The 17,471-nt window shown below is 66.4% G+C and carries 16 protein-coding genes; 6 read left to right on the top strand and 10 right to left on the bottom strand.

Features of this window, described 5'->3' with window-relative positions:
- Positions 1–67 precede the first annotated feature (67 nt).
- The 5 genes from sucB to purB all read right to left on the bottom strand — a co-directional run bounded on the left by sucB (position 68) and on the right by purB (position 7,487).
- Positions 68–1,306, bottom strand: a complete 1,239-nt coding sequence (gene sucB / locus ACW11F_RS03650) for a dihydrolipoyllysine-residue succinyltransferase (RefSeq protein ID WP_456995551.1) — start codon at positions 1,304–1,306, stop codon at positions 68–70.
- Between the two features lie 44 nt (positions 1,307–1,350).
- Complete coding sequence (locus ACW11F_RS03645; RefSeq protein WP_456995550.1) at positions 1,351–4,194, bottom strand: 2-oxoglutarate dehydrogenase E1 component; 2,844 nt, start codon at positions 4,192–4,194, stop codon at positions 1,351–1,353.
- A gap of 155 nt (positions 4,195–4,349) precedes the next feature.
- Positions 4,350–4,826: a DUF7931 domain-containing protein gene (locus tag ACW11F_RS03640; RefSeq protein ID WP_456995549.1), complete on the bottom strand. Its 477-nt coding sequence runs from the start codon at positions 4,824–4,826 to the stop codon at positions 4,350–4,352.
- Positions 4,823–6,037: a JmjC domain-containing protein gene (locus ACW11F_RS03635; RefSeq protein WP_456995548.1), complete on the bottom strand. Its 1,215-nt coding sequence runs from the start codon at positions 6,035–6,037 to the stop codon at positions 4,823–4,825. Before ACW11F_RS03635 ends, ACW11F_RS03640 begins: the two co-directional genes overlap by 4 nt.
- Before the next feature lie 85 nt (positions 6,038–6,122).
- Complete coding sequence (gene purB / locus ACW11F_RS03630) at positions 6,123–7,487, bottom strand: adenylosuccinate lyase (RefSeq protein ID WP_456995547.1); 1,365 nt, start codon at positions 7,485–7,487, stop codon at positions 6,123–6,125.
- 125 nt (positions 7,488–7,612) lie between these two features.
- On the opposite strand from purB, the gene ACW11F_RS03625 reads away from it, so the two are divergent.
- On the top strand, positions 7,613–8,986 hold the full coding sequence (locus tag ACW11F_RS03625; RefSeq protein ID WP_456995546.1) for a class II fumarate hydratase: 1,374 nt from the start codon (positions 7,613–7,615) through the stop codon (positions 8,984–8,986).
- A gap of 27 nt (positions 8,987–9,013) precedes the next feature.
- Here the strand turns inward: ACW11F_RS03625 and ACW11F_RS03620 are convergent, their stop codons facing one another.
- The 5 genes from ACW11F_RS03620 to ACW11F_RS03600 are packed head-to-tail and all read right to left on the bottom strand — an operon-like array spanning position 9,014 to position 12,494.
- The gene (locus tag ACW11F_RS03620) at positions 9,014–9,991 is read right to left on the bottom strand and encodes a hypothetical protein (RefSeq protein ID WP_456995545.1); all 978 of its coding nucleotides are present in this window, start codon (positions 9,989–9,991) and stop codon (positions 9,014–9,016) included.
- A 28-nt stretch (positions 9,992–10,019) separates the two neighbouring features.
- Positions 10,020–11,072, bottom strand: coding sequence for a hypothetical protein (locus ACW11F_RS03615; protein WP_456995544.1), 1,053 nt, complete (start codon positions 11,070–11,072; stop codon positions 10,020–10,022).
- Positions 11,069–11,941, bottom strand: a complete 873-nt coding sequence (locus tag ACW11F_RS03610; RefSeq protein ID WP_456995543.1) for an ABC transporter ATP-binding protein — start codon at positions 11,939–11,941, stop codon at positions 11,069–11,071. The genes ACW11F_RS03615 and ACW11F_RS03610 overlap by 4 nt, the downstream gene beginning before the upstream one ends.
- On the bottom strand, positions 11,938–12,309 hold the full coding sequence (locus ACW11F_RS03605; protein ID WP_456995542.1) for a GntR family transcriptional regulator: 372 nt from the start codon (positions 12,307–12,309) through the stop codon (positions 11,938–11,940). The genes ACW11F_RS03610 and ACW11F_RS03605 overlap by 4 nt, the downstream gene beginning before the upstream one ends.
- A complete protein-coding gene (locus ACW11F_RS03600; RefSeq protein WP_456995541.1) occupies positions 12,306–12,494 on the bottom strand; it encodes a hypothetical protein in 189 nt (62 codons plus the stop codon). The genes ACW11F_RS03605 and ACW11F_RS03600 overlap by 4 nt, the downstream gene beginning before the upstream one ends.
- Before the next feature lie 215 nt (positions 12,495–12,709).
- Between ACW11F_RS03600 and ACW11F_RS03595 the strand changes: the two genes are divergently transcribed.
- The 5 genes from ACW11F_RS03595 (at position 12,710) to ACW11F_RS03575 (ending at position 16,804) form a co-directional block, all read left to right on the top strand.
- Entirely contained in the window at positions 12,710–13,609 is a 900-nt protein-coding gene (locus ACW11F_RS03595) for an FKBP-type peptidyl-prolyl cis-trans isomerase N-terminal domain-containing protein (protein ID WP_456995540.1), read from the top strand.
- A gap of 81 nt (positions 13,610–13,690) precedes the next feature.
- Positions 13,691–14,476, top strand: a complete 786-nt coding sequence (locus ACW11F_RS03590; protein ID WP_456995539.1) for an FKBP-type peptidyl-prolyl cis-trans isomerase N-terminal domain-containing protein — start codon at positions 13,691–13,693, stop codon at positions 14,474–14,476.
- A gap of 93 nt (positions 14,477–14,569) precedes the next feature.
- Positions 14,570–15,919, top strand: a complete 1,350-nt coding sequence (locus tag ACW11F_RS03585) for a UDP-glucose dehydrogenase family protein (RefSeq protein ID WP_456995538.1) — start codon at positions 14,570–14,572, stop codon at positions 15,917–15,919.
- Positions 15,916–16,128: a SlyX family protein gene (locus tag ACW11F_RS03580; RefSeq protein WP_456995537.1), complete on the top strand. Its 213-nt coding sequence runs from the start codon at positions 15,916–15,918 to the stop codon at positions 16,126–16,128. The genes ACW11F_RS03585 and ACW11F_RS03580 overlap by 4 nt, the downstream gene beginning before the upstream one ends.
- Positions 16,129–16,192: 64 nt before the next feature.
- Entirely contained in the window at positions 16,193–16,804 is a 612-nt protein-coding gene (locus ACW11F_RS03575; RefSeq protein WP_456995536.1) for a DUF2058 domain-containing protein, read from the top strand.
- Positions 16,805–17,471 lie beyond the last annotated feature (667 nt).

Below are 17,471 nucleotides of genomic sequence, written 5' to 3'. Positions count from 1 at the left end.
GAGAAGTGAGGAGTGAGAGAAAGCCCGTGGCTCTCACTTCTCACTCCTGTTGACTCACTTCTCGCTCTTACATGCCAAGCAGCATGCGGTTGGGGTTTTCCAGCTGGTTCTTGATGTCGACCAGGAACAGCACCGCGTCCTTGCCGTCGATGATGCGGTGGTCGTAGGACAGGGCGATGTACATCATCGGGGCGGCGATGACCTGGCCGTTCTCGACGATGGCGCGTTCCTTGATCGCGTGCATGCCGAGGATCGCGGACTGCGGCGGGTTGACGATCGGGGTGGAGAACAGCGAGCCGAAGGTGCCGCCGTTGGTGATGGTGAAGGTGCCACCCTGCAGGTCTTCCAGCTTCAGCCCGCCCTCGCGTGCGGCCTTGGCGAAATCGGCGATGCCGGTTTCGATCTCGGCGAAGTTCATGCGCTCGACGTTGCGCAGCACCGGGGTCACCAGGCCGCGATCGGTGGAGATGGCCACCGAGATGTCCGCATAGCCGTGGTAGATGATGTCTTCGCCATCGACCGAGGCGTTGATCACCGGGTACTTCTGCAGCGCGTTGGCCGCAGCCTTGGCGAAGAAGCTCATGAAGCCGAGCTTGATGCCGTTGGCCTTGACGAAGTCGTCCTGCAGCTGCTTGCGCATCTCCATGACCTTGGACAGGTTGACCTCGTTGAACGAGGTCAGCATGGCGATGGAGTTCTTCGACTCCATCAGGCGCTCGGCAATGCGCTTGCGGATGCGGGTCATCGGCACGCGCTCTTCCGGACGCGCGCCGCCGGAGACGCCGGCGCTGCGGCCGGCGGCATAGTTGACCAGGTCTTCCTTGGTCACCGCGCCGCGGCGGCCGGTGCCCTCGACCTGTGACGGGTCGATGCCTTCCTTCTTCGCGGTGAACGCGGCACCGGGCGGCAGTTCGCTGGTGACCGGCTGCGGGGTGGTGCTGGTCGGTGCCTTCGCTCGCTCGGCCTTGTCCTCGGCCCTGGGCTGGACTTCCTGCGCACCGGCGGCGGGGCCTTCGGCCTTGTCCGCGGAGTCCTTGGCCTTCTCGTCCTTCGGCGCATCGGCGACCGCGCCTTCCTCGATCACCGCGATCACCTGCTGGCTGGTCACGGTATCGCCTTCGGCATGCTTGATTTCCTTGAGCACGCCGTCGGCCGGGGAGGGCACTTCCAGCACGACCTTGTCGGTCTCCAGATCGACCAAGTTCTCGTCGCGACGGACGCTGTCGCCGACCTTCTTGTGCCAGCCGGCGATGGTGGCGTCGGAGACGGATTCGGGAAGAACCGGGACTTTGATTTCGGTGGCCATGTCAGAAAGGGTCCAGTTGAAATTGCGAAGACTTGGGAGTGAGCTTACTCGACGCCGGGTTCCAGACCCGGCGGGTTGACCAGCGCGTCGGCGACCAGCTTCTGCTGCTCGACGACGTGGTCGTTGAAGTGGCCGGTGGCCGGGGAGGGCGAGCGCACGCGACCGGCGTAGAACAGCGATTGTCCGGTGGACAGGCAGGCGACCAGGTGATGACGGATCTGGAACCAGGCACCCTGGTTCTGCGGCTCTTCCTGGCACCAGATGACGTCGCGGGCCTTCGGATAGCGCGCCAGCTCCTTCGCCAGCTGCTTGCGCGGGAACGGATACAGCTGCTCGACACGCACCAGGGCGACGTTCTCGATGCCCTGCTTGGTCTGCTCCTCAAGCAGGTCGTAGTAGACCTTGCCCGAGCACACCACCACGCGGTCGACCTTCTTCACGTCGACATTGCCGTCCGGAATCAGGTGCTGGAACTCGCCCTCGGCCAGTTCCTCCAGGCTGGACACCGCCAGCTTGTGGCGCAGCAGCGACTTGGGCGACATCACCACCAGCGGCTTGCGCGTGGTCATCAGCATCTGCCGGCGCAGCATGTGGTAGGCCTGTGCCGGGGTGGTCGGCACGCAGACCATGATGTTGTCGAGTGCGCACAGTTGCAGGAAGCGCTCCAGGCGCGCCGAGCTGTGCTCCGGCCCCTGGCCCTCGTAGCCATGCGGCAGCAGCAGGGTGAGGCCGGAGATACGGCCCCACTTGGATTCGCCCGAGGTCACGAACTGGTCGATCACCACCTGCGCGCCGTTGGCGAAGTCGCCGAACTGGCCTTCCCAGATGCACAGCGTGTTGGGGTCGGTGGTGGAGAAGCCGTATTCGAACGCCATCACCGCCTCCTCGCTGAGCAGCGAGTCGATCACGGTGGCCTTGGACGGCTCGTCGACCAGCTGACGCAGCGGCATGAAGTAGCTGTCGTCCTTCTGGTCGTGCAGGATCGCGTGGCGATGGGTGAAGGTGCCGCGGCCCACGTCCTGGCCGACCAGGCGCAGGCCGTAGCCCTGCTCCAGCAGGCTGGCGTAGGCGAGGTTCTCGGCGAAGCCCCAGTCACCGGGCAGCTCGCCACGGCCCATCTTCAGACGATCCTGATAGACCTTGGCCACGCGCGAGTGCAGCTGCACGTCCTCGGGCACGCTGTTGATGCGCTCGGCCAGAGCCTTGAGGCCGGCCAGTGGCAGGCGCGTATCGACCGGGTCGTTGATGTCGCCGGCGAGGAACTTCGGCCAGTTGACATACATCGGGCTGGTTGCCGGGGTCTTTTCCAGTTCGGCCAGCTCGGTGGTGATCTGGCCCTGGTCGAGCTTGTCGCGGTAGGCCTCGGCCAGTGCCTTGCCGCCACCGGTCTCGATCACGCCGGCGGCTTCCAGTTGCTCGGCGTACAGCTCGCGCGTGGTCTTGCGCTGGCGGATCACCTGGTACATCAGCGGCTGGGTGATGGACGGCTCGTCGGCCTCGTTGTGGCCGTGGCGGCGGTAGCAGACCAGGTCGATGACCACGTCCTTGGAGAAGCGCTGGCGGAAATCCAGCGCCAGCTCGGCACAGAACGCGACCGCCTCGGGGTCGTCGCCGTTCACGTGCAGGATCGGTGCGCCGACCATCTTGGCGACGTCGGTGCAGTACAGCGTGGAACGCGCATCCTGGCGCTCGCTGGTGGTGAAGCCGACCTGGTTGTTGATGACGATGTGCACGGTGCCGCCGACGGTGAAGCCGCGTGCCTGCGACATCTGGAACAGTTCCATCACCACGCCCTGGCCGGCGAAGGCGGCATCGCCATGGATCAGGATCGGCAGTACCTGCTTGCGCGCCTCGTCGCGACGGCGCTCCTGGCGCGAGCGCACCGAACCGGCGACCACCGGGTCGACGATCTCGAGGTGGGACGGGTTGAAGGCCAGTGCCAGGTGCACCGGGCCGCCGCCGGTGACGACGTCGGCGGAGAAGCCCATGTGATACTTCACGTCACCCTCGTGGGCGCGCGAGTCGGCTTCGATCTTGCCTTCGAACTCGTCGAACAGCATGCGCGGCGGCTTGCCGAGGGTGTTGACCAGCACGTTCAGGCGGCCACGGTGGGCCATGCCGATGACCACGTCCTTGACGCCGTCGCGGCCGGCACGGTCGATCACCGTGTCCATCATCGGGATCAGCGAATCGCCGCCTTCCAGCGAGAAGCGCTTCTGGCCCACGTACTTGGTGCCGAGGTAGCGCTCCAGGCCCTCGGCCGCGGTCAGGCGCTCGAGGATGCGCTGCTTCTGCTCGGGGGTGCGCTGGTAGTCGCCGGCCGCGGCCTCAAGGCGCTCGTACATGAAGCGGCGCTGCTCGGCATCGGCGATGTGCATGAACTCCGCGCCGATGGAGCCGGTGTAGGTGGCCTTGAGCCGGGCCAGCAGGTCGCCGAGCTTCATCCGCTCGCTGCCACCGACACCGCCGGTGGAGAACTCGCTGGAGAGGTCGGCGTCGGACAGGCGGTGGAAGCCGAGCGTCAGGTCGGGCGCGTCGTGCGGCTCGAGCATGCCCAGCGGATCGATCTTCGCGGCGAGATGGCCGCGCGAGCGGTAGGCGGTGATCAGCCGGCCGACATTGCGTTCGCGCTCGTCGCCGGCACCGCTGGTGGCAGCATCGAGTTGGCCGCGGGCGGCACGACGGCCGGCGCTGGCGACGGCTTCGGCGATCGCCGAGTGCGGCACGTCGCCGCTTTCGCGGCCCTTGAACTCATCGAAGTACCGCTTCCACTTCGCATCCACGCTGTCGGGTGCGACCAGGTACTGCTCGTAGAGGTCTTCGATGTACGCGGCATTGGCGCCGAGTTGCGAAGTCCGCGCAAACTGCTTCAGGAGGCTGTCCGCCATGATGGAAGTACGCTCGCTCTGGGCTTGATGTCGGTGGGTGTTTTTTCGGGATTTCGTGGCTGCCGGGCGGTTTTTCGACAAACCGTGGCGACAACTGCAGAATTATAGGCCGGCGCGGTGAGAAGGGGTACCGCGGGCCGAGGGTCCAGGCCGGATCAGATGCCCAGCGCGCGCAATTCGTGCAGCCCGCGTGCGCGCTCCCAGCTTTCGGCGAAGCGGGCAGCCAGCGGCCGCGCGCGCTCGGCGGCGTCGGTGAGCGTGGCGCCGCCGGAGGTGCCGCTGTCGAACAGCAGCAGCCCGCCGCGGTCGTTGACCACGAAGGCCTGATTCGCCGGTGGGCTGAAATCGGCATCGGCCTGGCGCAGCAGCACATGGCTGGGCAGGCGCTGGGCAAGTGCGATCAGCGTGCCGTGGTCGCGGGCCAGGCCGTCGACATCGATGAACAGGCATTGCGCCTCACGCTGCGCACGTGCGGTGGTGAACTCGCGCAGGGCCTGCACCAGCGCCGGCGACGACCACAGGGTGGATTCGGCGCGCGGCACGAACAGCATCAGGCGCCGGCCGGCGGCATCGGCCAGTGCCTTGATCGCCGCGTTCTGTGCTTCGATGCCCTCGGCGCGTCCAGTATTCATGCCGGCTCCCCGTCCTCGTCTGCGTCATCATCCAGTGGATGGTAATGCCCGGCATCGGCCAGCGTCTGCAGCAGCTCGCGGCCACGCGCGCTCAGCGCCTGCAGCAGGTCGGCATCCGGCGCTTCGCAGGCGCTGATCAGGCGTGCATCGGCCGCGCTCGCCGGCCAGGCGCTGCCGTTGGCGAACAGCAGTGCGTCCTTGCCCTCGGCGTTGCGGCGCCAGGCCATGCGGCTGTAGGGGTGGCGCTGCCAGTGCGTACCCGCGGCGATGCTCTCGGCGATGTCGATGCCGGCGGCGTCCTCGGGACCGGGCGCCTGGCCTTCGGCGACCCGGTAGGCGCTGATGAAGCGACCGAACCACTCGCCGAGCTGGTCGCGGCCGCCAAGTTGCAGGCGGGCGAGTGCGGCCAGTGCGCGATCCACAGCCGTCTCGTCGATCTCGTTCGGGTCGCGTGGCTCGGCCAGATCCGGATCGGCGTAGCGCACGCGCTCGTCGGCGTCGAACGCCAGCGTGTCGGCGTAATGTTCCAGCAGCTCCGCGCTGGAGGGCGCGCGCAGGCCGACGGAGATGGTCAGGCAAGCGTCCTCGGCGACGCCATGGTGCGGCACGCCCGGGGGCAGGTACAGCATGTCGCCCGGGGCCAGCACCCAATCGTGGTTGGGGTCGAAGTGCCGCAGCAGGCGCAGCGGCACGTCGTCGCGCCAGCGCTCATCCGGATTGGCGCGGGTATCGATCTGCCAGCGGCGGTGGCCGACGCCCTGCAGCAGGAACACGTCATAGTTGTCGATGTGCGCGCCCACCGAACCGCCAGGCGCGGCGAAGCTGACCATGATGTCGTCCATGCGCCAGCGCGGCAGGAAGCGGAAATGTTCGAGCAGGGCGCGCACGTCCGCATCCCATTTGTCCACGTCCTGCACCAGCAACGTCCAGTCCTGGTGCGGCATGGCGGGGAACTTTTCCTCGGGGAAGGGCCCGCTTTCGAGCTGCCAGCTGTCGTTGACGGGGTCGTGGCGCACGATGCGTGCCAGCGCCCCGTCCTCGCAGGCCAGCCCGGCCAGATCCTCGGGCTGGATCGGCGAGGTGAAGTCGGTGAACGCATTGCGCACCAGCAGTGGCTTCTTCTGCCAGTACTCACGCAGGAACTGCGCCGGCGGCATGCCGAGCAGGCCCTTGCCGGTGGCATCGACTTCAATGGGAACGATGGTGTTCATGGCGCCGGCTCCGGGTGGCGTGTCGCACAAGGGTGTTGGCATGTGTCCGCGGGCACGCGCGCAGGCGCGGGTTCGACCCGCGCGCTCAGATCGAACGTGCCAGCGATTCGGCAAGACCGGTGTAGCGCGCCGGAGTCAATGCCAGCAACTCCGTCCGTACCTGCGGCGGCAGTTCCAGTTCTTGGATGAAGGCGCGCAGCGATTCGGGGGTGATGCCCTGGCCGCGGGTCAGCGCCTTCAGTTGCTCGTAGGGCTCGGGCAGGCCATGCCGACGCATCACCGTTTGCACCGCCTCGGCCAGCACTTCCCAGCTGGCATCGAGATCGGCGGCGAGGCGCTCGGGGTTCACTTCCAGCTTGCCGAGGCCGCGGGCCAGCGCGTCGAAGCCGATCAGGGCATGGCCGAACGCGCTGCCCAGCGCACGCAGCACGGTGGAATCGGTGAGGTCGCGTTGCCAGCGGCTGATCGGCAGCTTGGCGGCAAAATGCTCGAACAGGGCGTTGGCGATGCCGAAATTGCCCTCGGCATTCTCGAAATCGATCGGATTGACCTTGTGCGGCATGGTGCTGCTGCCGACTTCACCGGCTTTCAGCTTCTGCTTGAAATAGCCCAGCGAGATGTAGCCCCAGATGTCGCGGGCCAGATCGATCAGGATGGTGTCGATGCGCTTCATCACATCGCACAGCTCGGCCACGCCGTCATGCGGTTCGATCTGCGTGGTGTACGGCTGCCAGTCCAGGCCCAGCGATTCGACGAAACGACGCGAAAACGCCGGCCAGTCGACGTCCGGATAGCTGGCCAGGTGGGCGTTGTAGTTGCCGACCGCGCCATTGATCTTGCCCGGCATCGGCAGTGCGGCCAGCACCTCGCGCTGGCGTTGCAGGCGTGCGACCACGTTGGCGATCTCCTTGCCGACGGTGGTCGGCGAGGCGGTCTGGCCGTGGGTGCGCGAAAGCATCGGCAGCGCCGCGTGCTGGTGCGCCATGCCGCGCAGGGTGTCGATCAGGCCATCCAGGCGCGGCAGCATCACTTCATCGCGCGCCTCGCGCAGCATCAGCGCGTAGCTGAGGTTGTTGATGTCCTCGCTGGTGCAGGCGAAGTGCACGAACTCCATCGCGCCGGCCAGAGCTGACTCTTCCTGCATGCGCTGCTTGATCCAGTATTCCACCGCCTTGACGTCGTGGTTGGTGGTGGCTTCGATCTGCTTGACCTGGGCCGCATCCTCGACCCCGAAGCCAGCGGCCAGTGCGCGCAGGCGCTCGATGGCGTCGCCCGGGAACGGCGACAGCTCGCCGATGCCGGCCTCGGCCGCCAGCGCCAGCAGCCATTCCACCTCCACCTGCACGCGTGCCTTGATCAGCCCGTATTCGGAAAAGATCGGGCGCAATGCGTCGACCTTGCCGGCATAGCGGCCATCCAGTGGCGAGAGGGCGGTCAGGGCATGAGACATGGCGGATCCGTGGACGATGGAGCAACGGGTCATTTTAGTGCAGCCGCCGCATCGGGCGCGGCGCTGGCGCCGCCTGCACATCCGGCGACGTAGAGTGGGGCTTTCCGCATCAGCAGGGAGCCGCCATGAGCCAGCATCGCATCGAACACGACAGCATGGGCGAGTTGCAGGTACCCGCCGATGCCCTGTGGGGCGCGCAAACCCAGCGTGCGCTGGAGAACTTCCCGGTTTCCGGGCTGGGCATGCATGCCGGCTTCGTGCATGCGCTGGGCGTGCTCAAGGCCGCCGCCGCCGAGGTCAACGGCCGCCTCGGCCTGCTCGACGAGAAGCGCGCCGCGGCCATCGTGCGCGCGGCCGAACTGGTCGCCGCGGGCGATTTCGACGAGCACTTCCCGCTGGATCGCTTCCAGACCGGTTCGGGCACATCGACCAACATGAATGCCAACGAGGTGATCGCGCATCTGGCTTCGGCGAAGCGACTTGCCGTGCACCCGAACGATCATGTCAACCTCGGGCAAAGCTCCAATGACGTGATCCCGAGCACCATGCGCGTGGCCGCGGTGCTGGCGGCGCGCAACGAGCTGCTGCCGGCGATCAAGCACCTGCGCACGCAGATCCGGCGGCGCGGCAGGCGCCTGGGCAAGGTGGTCAAGACCGGGCGCACGCATCTGATGGACGCGATGCCGCTGACCTTCGCGCAGGAGTTCGGTGCCTGGGCGGCGCAGCTGGACTCGGCGCAGGCGCGCATCGAGGACAGCCTGGTGCGGGTGCGCCGCCTGCCGCTGGGCGGCACCGCCATCGGCAGCGGCGTCAATGCACACTCCAAGTTCGGTGCGATGACCGCGCAGGCATTGTCACGCCGCCTGGGTGTGAAGTTCGAATCCGCCGCGGACAAGTTCGAAGGCATTGCCGCGCAGGATGATCTGGTGGAGCTGTCGGGTCAGCTGAACGCGCTGGCGGTGGCGCTGACCAAGATCGCCAACGACCTGCGCTGGATGAACTCCGGGCCGCTGGCGGGGCTGGGCGAGATCGAGTTGCCGTCGCTGCAGCCCGGCAGCTCGATCATGCCGGGCAAGGTCAACCCGGTGATCTGCGAATCGCTGCTGATGGTCTGTGCGCAGGTCATCGGCCTGCACGGCGCCAACAGCGTGGCCGGGGCCAGTGGCAACTTCCAGCTCAACGTGATGCTGCCGCTGCTCGCCAACAACCTGCTCGATGCCATGGGCTGGCTGGCCAGCGGCATGCACCTGCTGGCCGACCGGGTGATCGCCGGGCTCGAGGTGCGCAAGGATGTGGTCGAACGCGCCTTGGCGCGCAATCCGATCCTGGTGACCGCGCTCAACCCGGTGATCGGTTACGAAAAGGCCGCGGCAATCGCCAAGCGCGCCTATGCGGAAGGGCGCGCGGTGCTGGAAGTGGCGATCGAGGACAGCGGGCTGGATGAAGCCGAGCTGCGCCGGCTGCTCGACCCGATGCGGCTCACCGAAGGCGGCATCTGAGCCTCCGTCGCGGCGTGGGCCGATGGTTCAGGGCAGCGGCGCGGCGATGGCACCGTCGATGCGCACCTCGTCGCGCACGCGCAGATCGACCTGGCTGCCACGCGGCGGGCGTGGATAAGGACGCGCGTCGATGCGCATCTGCCTCGCGTCGAGCTCCACCGTGCGCGCCTCGCCGTGGATGCGGGTGGCGTCGTTTTCACTCTCCAGCGATACCGAGCCTGCAGGCAGCAGGAACTCGATGCCGTCGACCTTGACCGAGCCGCCGCTGCCCATGTGAGTGGTGATACCGCGCGCGGTGGCTGCCTGCACGGCGCTGCGCACGGTTTCGCGCACATTGCCTTCGATCGACTCGCCGACCTGGTCGGCGATCCCGCCAAGTTCGGTGCCACCTTGCTCCATGCATTCGTCGATGTCGGCCTGGGTGAGGCTGGCGTAGGGCTTGAATTCCTGCAGGGTATCCGCCAGCGCCTGCTGGGTGGCCAGCAAAGGTTGCAGGCGCTTGCATACCGCCTTGGCTTCGATCTTGATCTTTTCCGCCTCCGCTTCGTATTGCTTGCCGATTTCTTCGGCATTGCCGGTCACCAGGCCCTTCAACACGTCGCCGATCGCCTGCATCCCCAGGTCGGCCCCGCGTGCGCCCAGGGCCATGCCATGGCTGGCGATGTCGATCACATGGCCGCGGTACTCGAGCAGCAGGCGACGCTGTGCCGGGGTGACTGCAACCGTCTCGCCATCGATCAGGAAATCTCCCTGCGGGGTGATTTCGCCCTTGGGCAGGGTGGACGGGCCCGGGCTGCGGGCACCCGGGATGTCGAAGCCTTTGCCCAGCTCCAGGTTTTCGCTGAGCATTTTCCCGCGGGCTTCCTCCATCGCCGCCTGCACCTTGCGCCCGAGCGCGGTCTGCGCGGGCATGGAGGTGCTGTCGCTCGCCGGCGCTGGCGACTCGTCATGGCAGGCCATCAGCCCGAGGGCCAGAAGGGCGGGCAAGAGGATGCGTGTGTTCATGGCAGGCTCCCGGCAGGATTGGGCAAGGTCAGGCGTCGTCGCGCCAGCGGCGCAGGCGCACGGCGAGCAGGATCATGGCGCTGCCGGCGAGCACGCCGATCCACAGGCTGGGGCGCGTGATCACGCCGCGGCCGGCGCTGAGCGGCAGCGATTGCGTCAGCCAGTGCTGTGCGTCCTCCAGCGGTATCTCGGGCCGGACAAAGGCATCGAACATGTGGCTGTAGGGCAGGGCGCTGGTCAGGATGCGCGCCACCACGTGTTCCCAGAACGCACGCGGCTCGACGCCGAACAGACCGAACCAGCTGATCAGGATGCCGATCAACAGCGGCAGGATGACCGCCCACAGGAACGGTTTGCTGCGTGCCCAGGCCGAGCACAGCAGCAGCCAGCCGGCGGTCGGCAATGCCCACAGCGCGTAGATCGGGATCCACACCAGTTGGCCGCCGAACACCACGTCGGGCCTGAGGTTGGCCCAGTACAGGGTGAACGGATTGCCGCCATTGATGGCGATGAACACGCTGACGATGAGTCCGAAGGCGAGCATCACCGCGATGCACACCAGACTGGCGATCAGTGGTGCGACCACCAGTGCGGTCAGCAGCTTGCTCAGCACGGTCAGCCCGTCGGAGAGGGGCATCGATTTCCAGAACAGGATGCTGCGGTCGCGGCGTTCGTCGTGCAGCGCGCCCAGCAGGTAAAAGAACACCACCACCGCGAATACCACAAGCGGCCAGAAACTGGACATCGCGGTCAGCCCGGGCACCAGCTGCCCCAGTTCCTGCAGGTCTTCGGGTGAGGCGTGCTTCAGCCAGGTGCGGATATCCAGTTCCGAGGAGGAGATGCTCTGGCCGTTGATGATGGTGACGTTGGCCGGATCCTGCTTGAGTTTGCCCAGCATCCACTGCCCGCTGCCGGCGGCGAGGATGAAGAACAGCAGCGAGATCGCACCGGCGATCAGCGGTGCCCACAGGAAGCTGCCGCGATGCTCCCAGTATTCGCGGCGCAGCAGCCACAGCAGCTTTTGTCCGCTGCCGATGGTGCGGGCGGGATCAGTGGGGTTGGCGTGGACAACGGCATTCATGCGTAGGTCCCCTTCATGGTGGCGACGAACAGATCGGCCAGCCCGGGAACGCGGGTTTCGCCGAATTCGCGCAATTGCGCCTCGGGCACGCCGTCGAACAGCATCACGGTCTTGCCGAAAGCCAGTGCGCGCTGGTCGATCGGCGCCAGTGCCTGTGCGGCGTCCAGCTTGCCGGCATCGACCAGCACTTCGGTAAAGCGCTCGCCGATGGCGTCCATGCCGGCATCGAGCACGATGCGGCCGTCGCGGATGAACATCACGTCACTGAGGATGTGTTCGACCTCCTCGACCTGGTGCGTGGTGATGAGGATGGTCTTGTCTTCATCGAAATAGTCCTCCAGCAGGCGCTGGTAGAACTGCTTGCGATAGAGGATGTCCAGACCGAGGGTCGGCTCGTCCAGCACCAGCAGGCGCGCGTCGATCGCCATCACCAGTGCCAGGTGCAGCTGCACGATCATGCCCTTGGACATCTGCTTCACCTTCAGTTCCGGGGCGAGCCGGGTGCCGTGAATGAAGCGCTCGAAGCGTTCGCGCGAGAAACGCGGGTGCACGCCTTCGACGAAGGCGGCCACTTCGCGCACGCGGATCCAGCGTGGCAGCACGGCGACATCGGCGATGAAGCAGACATCGTTCATCAGCGCATCGCGCTGGCGGCGCGGGTCCAGGCCCAGCACCCGCAACTCGCCCTGGAACGGGATCAGGCCGAGGATGGCTTTCAACGCCGTGGTCTTGCCCGCCCCGTTGGGGCCGATCAGACCGACGATGCGCCCGGCGGGGATGTCGAAGCTGGCGCCGTCGAGTGCGCGGGTCTGCTTGTACGCCTTGACCAGCTCGCGCGCCTGGATCACGACGGGATGGGTGGTGTTCATCGGGCTCCCCATTTCTTCGCAGGGTCGATCAGTTCATCGAGGTCGAGGCCGAGGCGCGCGATGCGTTCGAGCACCAATGGCCATTCCTTTTCCAGAAACAGCCGGCGTTCGCTGGCCAGCAGTTTCTGCGGTGCGCCCTCGATCACGAACATGCCGAGGCCACGGCGCTTCTCCACCAGTTCCTCGTCGGCCAGTTCCTGGAAGGCGCGCGAGACGGTGATCGGGTTGAGCTGGTACTCGGCGGCGACCGTGCGTACCGAGGGCAGGGCATCACCCGGGCCCAGCTCGCCGTCGATGATCTTGGCGATCACCAGCTCCTTGAGCTGGCGATAGATGGGAATCCCATCCGTCCAGGGGTAGTCGCTCATGGCAGCAGGTTTCGCGGCAGCAGGTGGAACTGGCTGGCGGCGGCGCCGCGCGGCAGGTGGGGAACGTGGCCGCCCTCGCCCGATGCACCGCGCGTGGCGGGCAGCAGCAGTGCGGCAATGCCGATGAACAGCAGAGGCAGGGCCAGCATCGACAGGATCACGTGCAGTGGCTTGAGGCGTCGCATGGCATCACTCCATGGCAAGGAGTCTGGTGTTGTATTCAACTATAACACTACATCGGATGCTGTCAACCACCTTCCTGCCCGGCTCCGGTGCGGGCATGCAGGCGGGCGAACCGCAACTGAAGCCGCTGCCGGCGGCGATTGCCCCGCGGCGGCACAGGCCCGACAATGGCGCGCTTTGCCGTGCGGAAAACGCAGGGGAATCCATGATCCGAATCGTGCTTGCAGTCCTCTTCTTGCTGTCGTGCCTGGCTCCGGCCACGGCGACGGCCGCTGCCCAGACCGCGCCGCTGGATGGCGAACGCGAGAAAATCAGCTATCTGGTCGGCAGCGAAATCGGCCAGTCCCTGCGCCCGGCGGTGGCGGACCTCGATCTTGCGGCACTGCGCCGCGCGCTCGAGCACGGCCTGGCCGCTGGCGAGCCGTTGCTCGACGCGGAGAAGGTGCAGGCCACCCGCATCGCGCTGTCCCGACGCATGCAGGCCCGCGCAGCGGGCAGTGTGGCCGACGCACCGGCGGTATCGGCGCAGGATGTCGGCCTGATGGTCGGTGGCGATCTTGCCCGCAGCCTCAAACCGCAGGCGGAGCAGATCGAACTCGACGCGCTGATGCGTGGCGTGCAGGACGTGTTGCAGCAGCGGCCTTCGCAGCTGTCAGCCGAAGAAACCGCGGCCGTGCGGCAGCGGCTGGTCGAACGCCAGCAGCAGCAGGCGCGCGACGCGGCCGAGCGCAACGCCGCCGAAGGCGAGCGCTTCCTTGCCGCCAACCGCGGAGAGAAGGGCGTGGTCAGCACCCGCTCCGGCCTGCAGTACCTGGTGCTGCGCCCGGGCAAGGGCGCGCGACCGTTGCCAACCAGCCAGGTACGCGTGGATTACGAAGGCAGGCTGCTCGATGGCACCGTGTTCGACAGCTCGTATGCACGTGGTGAACCGGCCGAATTCGCGCTCAACAGGGTGATAGCGGGTTGGACCGAGGGCCTTGGACTGATGGCGCCGGGCGCGAAATACCGCTTCTGGATTCCCTCGGGACTGGGTTACGGCACCCGCGGCTCACCGCCGAACATCGGCCCGAACCAGACCCTGGTGTTCGATGTCGAATTGCACGATATCCTGAACTGATTGCCCGCGACCTGCAGTTGCGACTGCCCATTCCACATTCCGGCCCGGCCGGAGCCACCGAACATCCACGGGAGTTCCCTGATGAAACTGCGTTCCACCATCGCCATTTCCACTCTGGCCGTCGCGCTCAGCCTGGCCGCCTGCGACAAGACCGCCGACAAGCCGGCTGCCAAGGCCGAGGGCGAGGCCACGGCGGAAGCCGCCAACGGCGACAGCAAGAAGATCCCGGGCCTGCCCGATGACAAGCAGCAGGCGAGTTACGTCGTCGGCATGACCATGGGGCGGCAGATGGCGGACATCAAGGACGAGCTTGATCTCGATACCGTGATCCGCGGCCTGAAGGACGAGTTCGGCGACGGCAAGAAGCTGGTCGACGAGGATCAGGCACGCGACATCCTGGCCGGTTTCATGGAGCGCATGCAGGCCAAGCAACTGGCCGAACAGATGGCGGCGGCGCGCAAGAATGCCGAGGAAGGCAAGAAGTTCCTCGAGGAGAATGGCAAGAAGGAGGGCGTCAAGACCACCGCCTCCGGCCTGCAGTACCAGGTCGTCACCGAGGGCAAGGGTGCCAAGCCCGGCGAGAAGGACGCGGTCAAGGTCAAGTACACCGGCACCCTGCTCGATGGCACCGAATTCGACAGCACCGAAGCCCATGGCGGCGAGCCGGCGATCCTCGCGCTGGACCGGGTGATCCCGGGCTGGTCCGAGGGCCTGCGCCTGATGCCGGTCGGCAGCACATACAAGTTCTGGATCCCGTCCGAGCTCGGCTATGGCGAGCAGGTTCCGCCGGGCGCTCCGTTCCCGCCCAACGCGACCCTGGTGTTCGAGGTCGAACTGCTCGACATCGTCAAGCCGCCGCAGGGCTGAGCGCCGATGATGACGCCTGTCACCCGGGCGTCACCGGACTGAAGCACACTTCGACTGCCGCCTGCGCGGCAGTCGTCGTATGGAAGGAAGCAGATGCGCGTTGCTATCTTCGGCACCGGATACGTGGGCCTTGTCACCGGCACCTGCCTGGCGGAGGTTGGCCACCAGGTCACGTGCATCGACGTGGATGCGGACAAGATCGCCGGACTCGAACGCGGCGTGGTGCCGATCTACGAACCGGGCCTTGCGCCAATGGTGAAGGCGAACCACGCCGCCGGGCGACTGGCTTTCACCACCGATGCCGCCACGGCGATTGCCGGGGCCGAAATCATCTTCATCGCGGTGGGCACGCCTTCGGACGAGGATGGCAGTGCCGATCTGCAATACGTGCTCGCGGTCGCGCGCAGCATCGGCCAGTACCTGGATGCTCCGGCACTGGTGGTCAACAAATCGACCGTGCCGGTGGGCACCGCCGATCGGGTGCGCGTCGAAATCGCCGCGGTGCTGGCCGCGCGTGGCGCCGACGTCGCGTTCAGCGTGGTCTCCAATCCCGAGTTTCTCAAGGAAGGCGATGCGGTCAATGACTGCATGCGACCGGACCGCATCATCATCGGTGCCGACGACGCCGAGGCGGTCGACACCTTGCGCCGGCTGTATGCACCGTTCAACCGCAACCGTGACCGGACGGTGGTGATGGACGTGCGCTCGGCGGAGCTGACCAAGTACGCGGCGAACGCGATGCTGGCGACCAAGATCTCGTTCATGAACGAGGTCGCGAACATTGCCGAACAGGTAGGCGCCGATGTCGAGATGGTGCGCAAGGGCATCGGTTCGGATCCGCGCATCGGCTGGCACTTCATCTATCCCGGTGCCGGCTACGGCGGGTCGTGCTTCCCCAAGGACGTGCGCGCACTGGCCAGCACCGCGCAGGCGCATGGCGTCGAGCCGCGCATCCTCGCCGCGGTGGAGGCGGTCAACGAGGCGCAGAAGGGGCATCTGTTCGAGCTGATGCTGCGCCATTACGGCGATCGGGCGGCGCTTGCCGGCAAGACCATCGCGCTGTGGGGGCTGGCCTTCAAACCCGAAACCGACGACATGCGCGAAGCGGCCAGTCGCCGCCTGCTGCAGCAGCTGTGGCAGGCGGGTGCACGGGTGCGCGCGTTCGATCCCGAAGCGATGGACGAAGCACGGCGCCTGTTCGGCGAGCGTGACGACCTGGTGTTGTGCGCCAGCGCGGCCGATGCGTTGGCCGGGGCCGATGCGCTGGCGGTGGTGACCGAATGGAAGTCGTTCCGCAGTCCGGACTTCGCCGCGCTGGCAGCCACGCTGGCCGATGCGGTGATGTTCGACGGGCGCAACCTGTACGACCCGGCCGAGGTCGAGGCGGCCGGCCTCGCCTATTGGGGCATCGGGCGTGGCCGTTCTGTCACAATGTCGGCATGAGCGAGAACGACCGCATTGCCGAGCTGGAAACCCGCATCAGTTTCCAGGAGCAGGCCCTGATCCAGTTGAGTGACGGCCTGGCTGCCGCACGCAACGACCTGGCCCATCACGAGCGCCTGCTGATGCGTTTGGTCGACGAGATCCGCAGCGCGCGCGGGGCCGGGGTCAGCGTGGATCCGGGCGATGAGCCGCCACCGCCGCATTATTGAAATCCGCCAACCCCGGGAGCGGTGAGGCCATGGCCCGGGCCGATCAGCACAAGCATTCGTCGCCATGTCATCCCTGCGTGAGCAATTGATGGGGCTGGGCTTCAAGCCCGCCGCCAAGCCTGAAACCAGCCGTGGCAAGCCGCGCGCGGAGCGTGCCGGGCATCCCGCGGGCAAGGGCGCCAAGGGCAAGCCCGGCAATCCCGGGAAGCCGGCCAAACCCGCGAACCGTGCCGGCAAGGGCCGCGAACGCGGCGAGATGGACCTGGCCAAGGCCTACGCGATCCGCGCGCAGAAGGAAAAGGAAGAACGCATCCAGGCCGAGCGCGAGAAGCAGGAAGCCGCGCGCCTGCGCCGCGAGGCACGTGCGCGGCTGGCCGAGTTCATCGACGGCAAGGCGCTCAACCGCGAGGACGCCGACATCGCGCGGCACTTCGAATACGGCGGCAAGATCAAGCGCATCCACGTCACCGCCGATCAGCTCAAGGCACTCAACGCCGGCGAACTGGGCGTGATCCAGCACAACGGACGTTATCTGCTGGTGGACGCGGCGACGCTCGCCGAAGCCGAAGCGATCTTCGCCGACGCCGTGGCACTCAAGGTCGATCCGGAGGCGCCGGTGCCGGACGACCCGTACGACGACCCGAAATACCAGGTGCCGGATGATCTGGTCTGGTAGGGGAGCCAGGAACGAGTGGAGAGGAACGAGAAACGAGTAAAGGCGGGGTGGCTTGGCTTCTGCTCCTGCTCGTTCCTGTGCCATTGCTGGTGCCGAGTGACGATGTTCGGCGGTAGATCGAGAAGCGAGTAACGAGGAACGAGAAACGAGAAACGAGAAACGAGAAACGAGAAACGAGAAACGAGAAACGAGTAAAGGCGGCGCTACGCTCCGGCTTCTGCCTTTGCTCTTACTGGTTCCTCGTTCCTCTCCACTCGTTCCTGCGGCATTACCGGTGCCGAGCGACGAAGTTCGGCAGCAGATCAAGAAACGAATAGGAACGCCGGCTCCGCTTCTGCCTTTGCTCTTACTCGTTCCTCGTTCCTCTCCACTCGTTCCTGCACCATTACTGCTACCGGGCGACGATCTTCGGCAGCAGATCGAGGAACGAGAAACGAGTAACGAGGAACGAGTAAAGGCGGGGGCGGCTTGGCTTCTGCTCCTGCTCGTTCCCGCGCCATTGCTGGTGCCGAGTGACGATGTTTGGCGGTAGATCAAGAAACGAGTAACGAGAAACGAGTAACGAGTAAAGGCGGGGGTCCACTTCTGCTTTTGCCTTTGCTCTTACTGGTTCCTCGTTTCTCTCCACTCGTTCCTGCGGCATTACCGGTGCCGAGCGATGAAGTTC

Source organism: Luteimonas sp. e5 (assembly GCF_054031035.1).
Note: the sequence above shows the minus strand (reverse complement) of the source record. Positions and strands in the feature narration are given on the sequence as shown.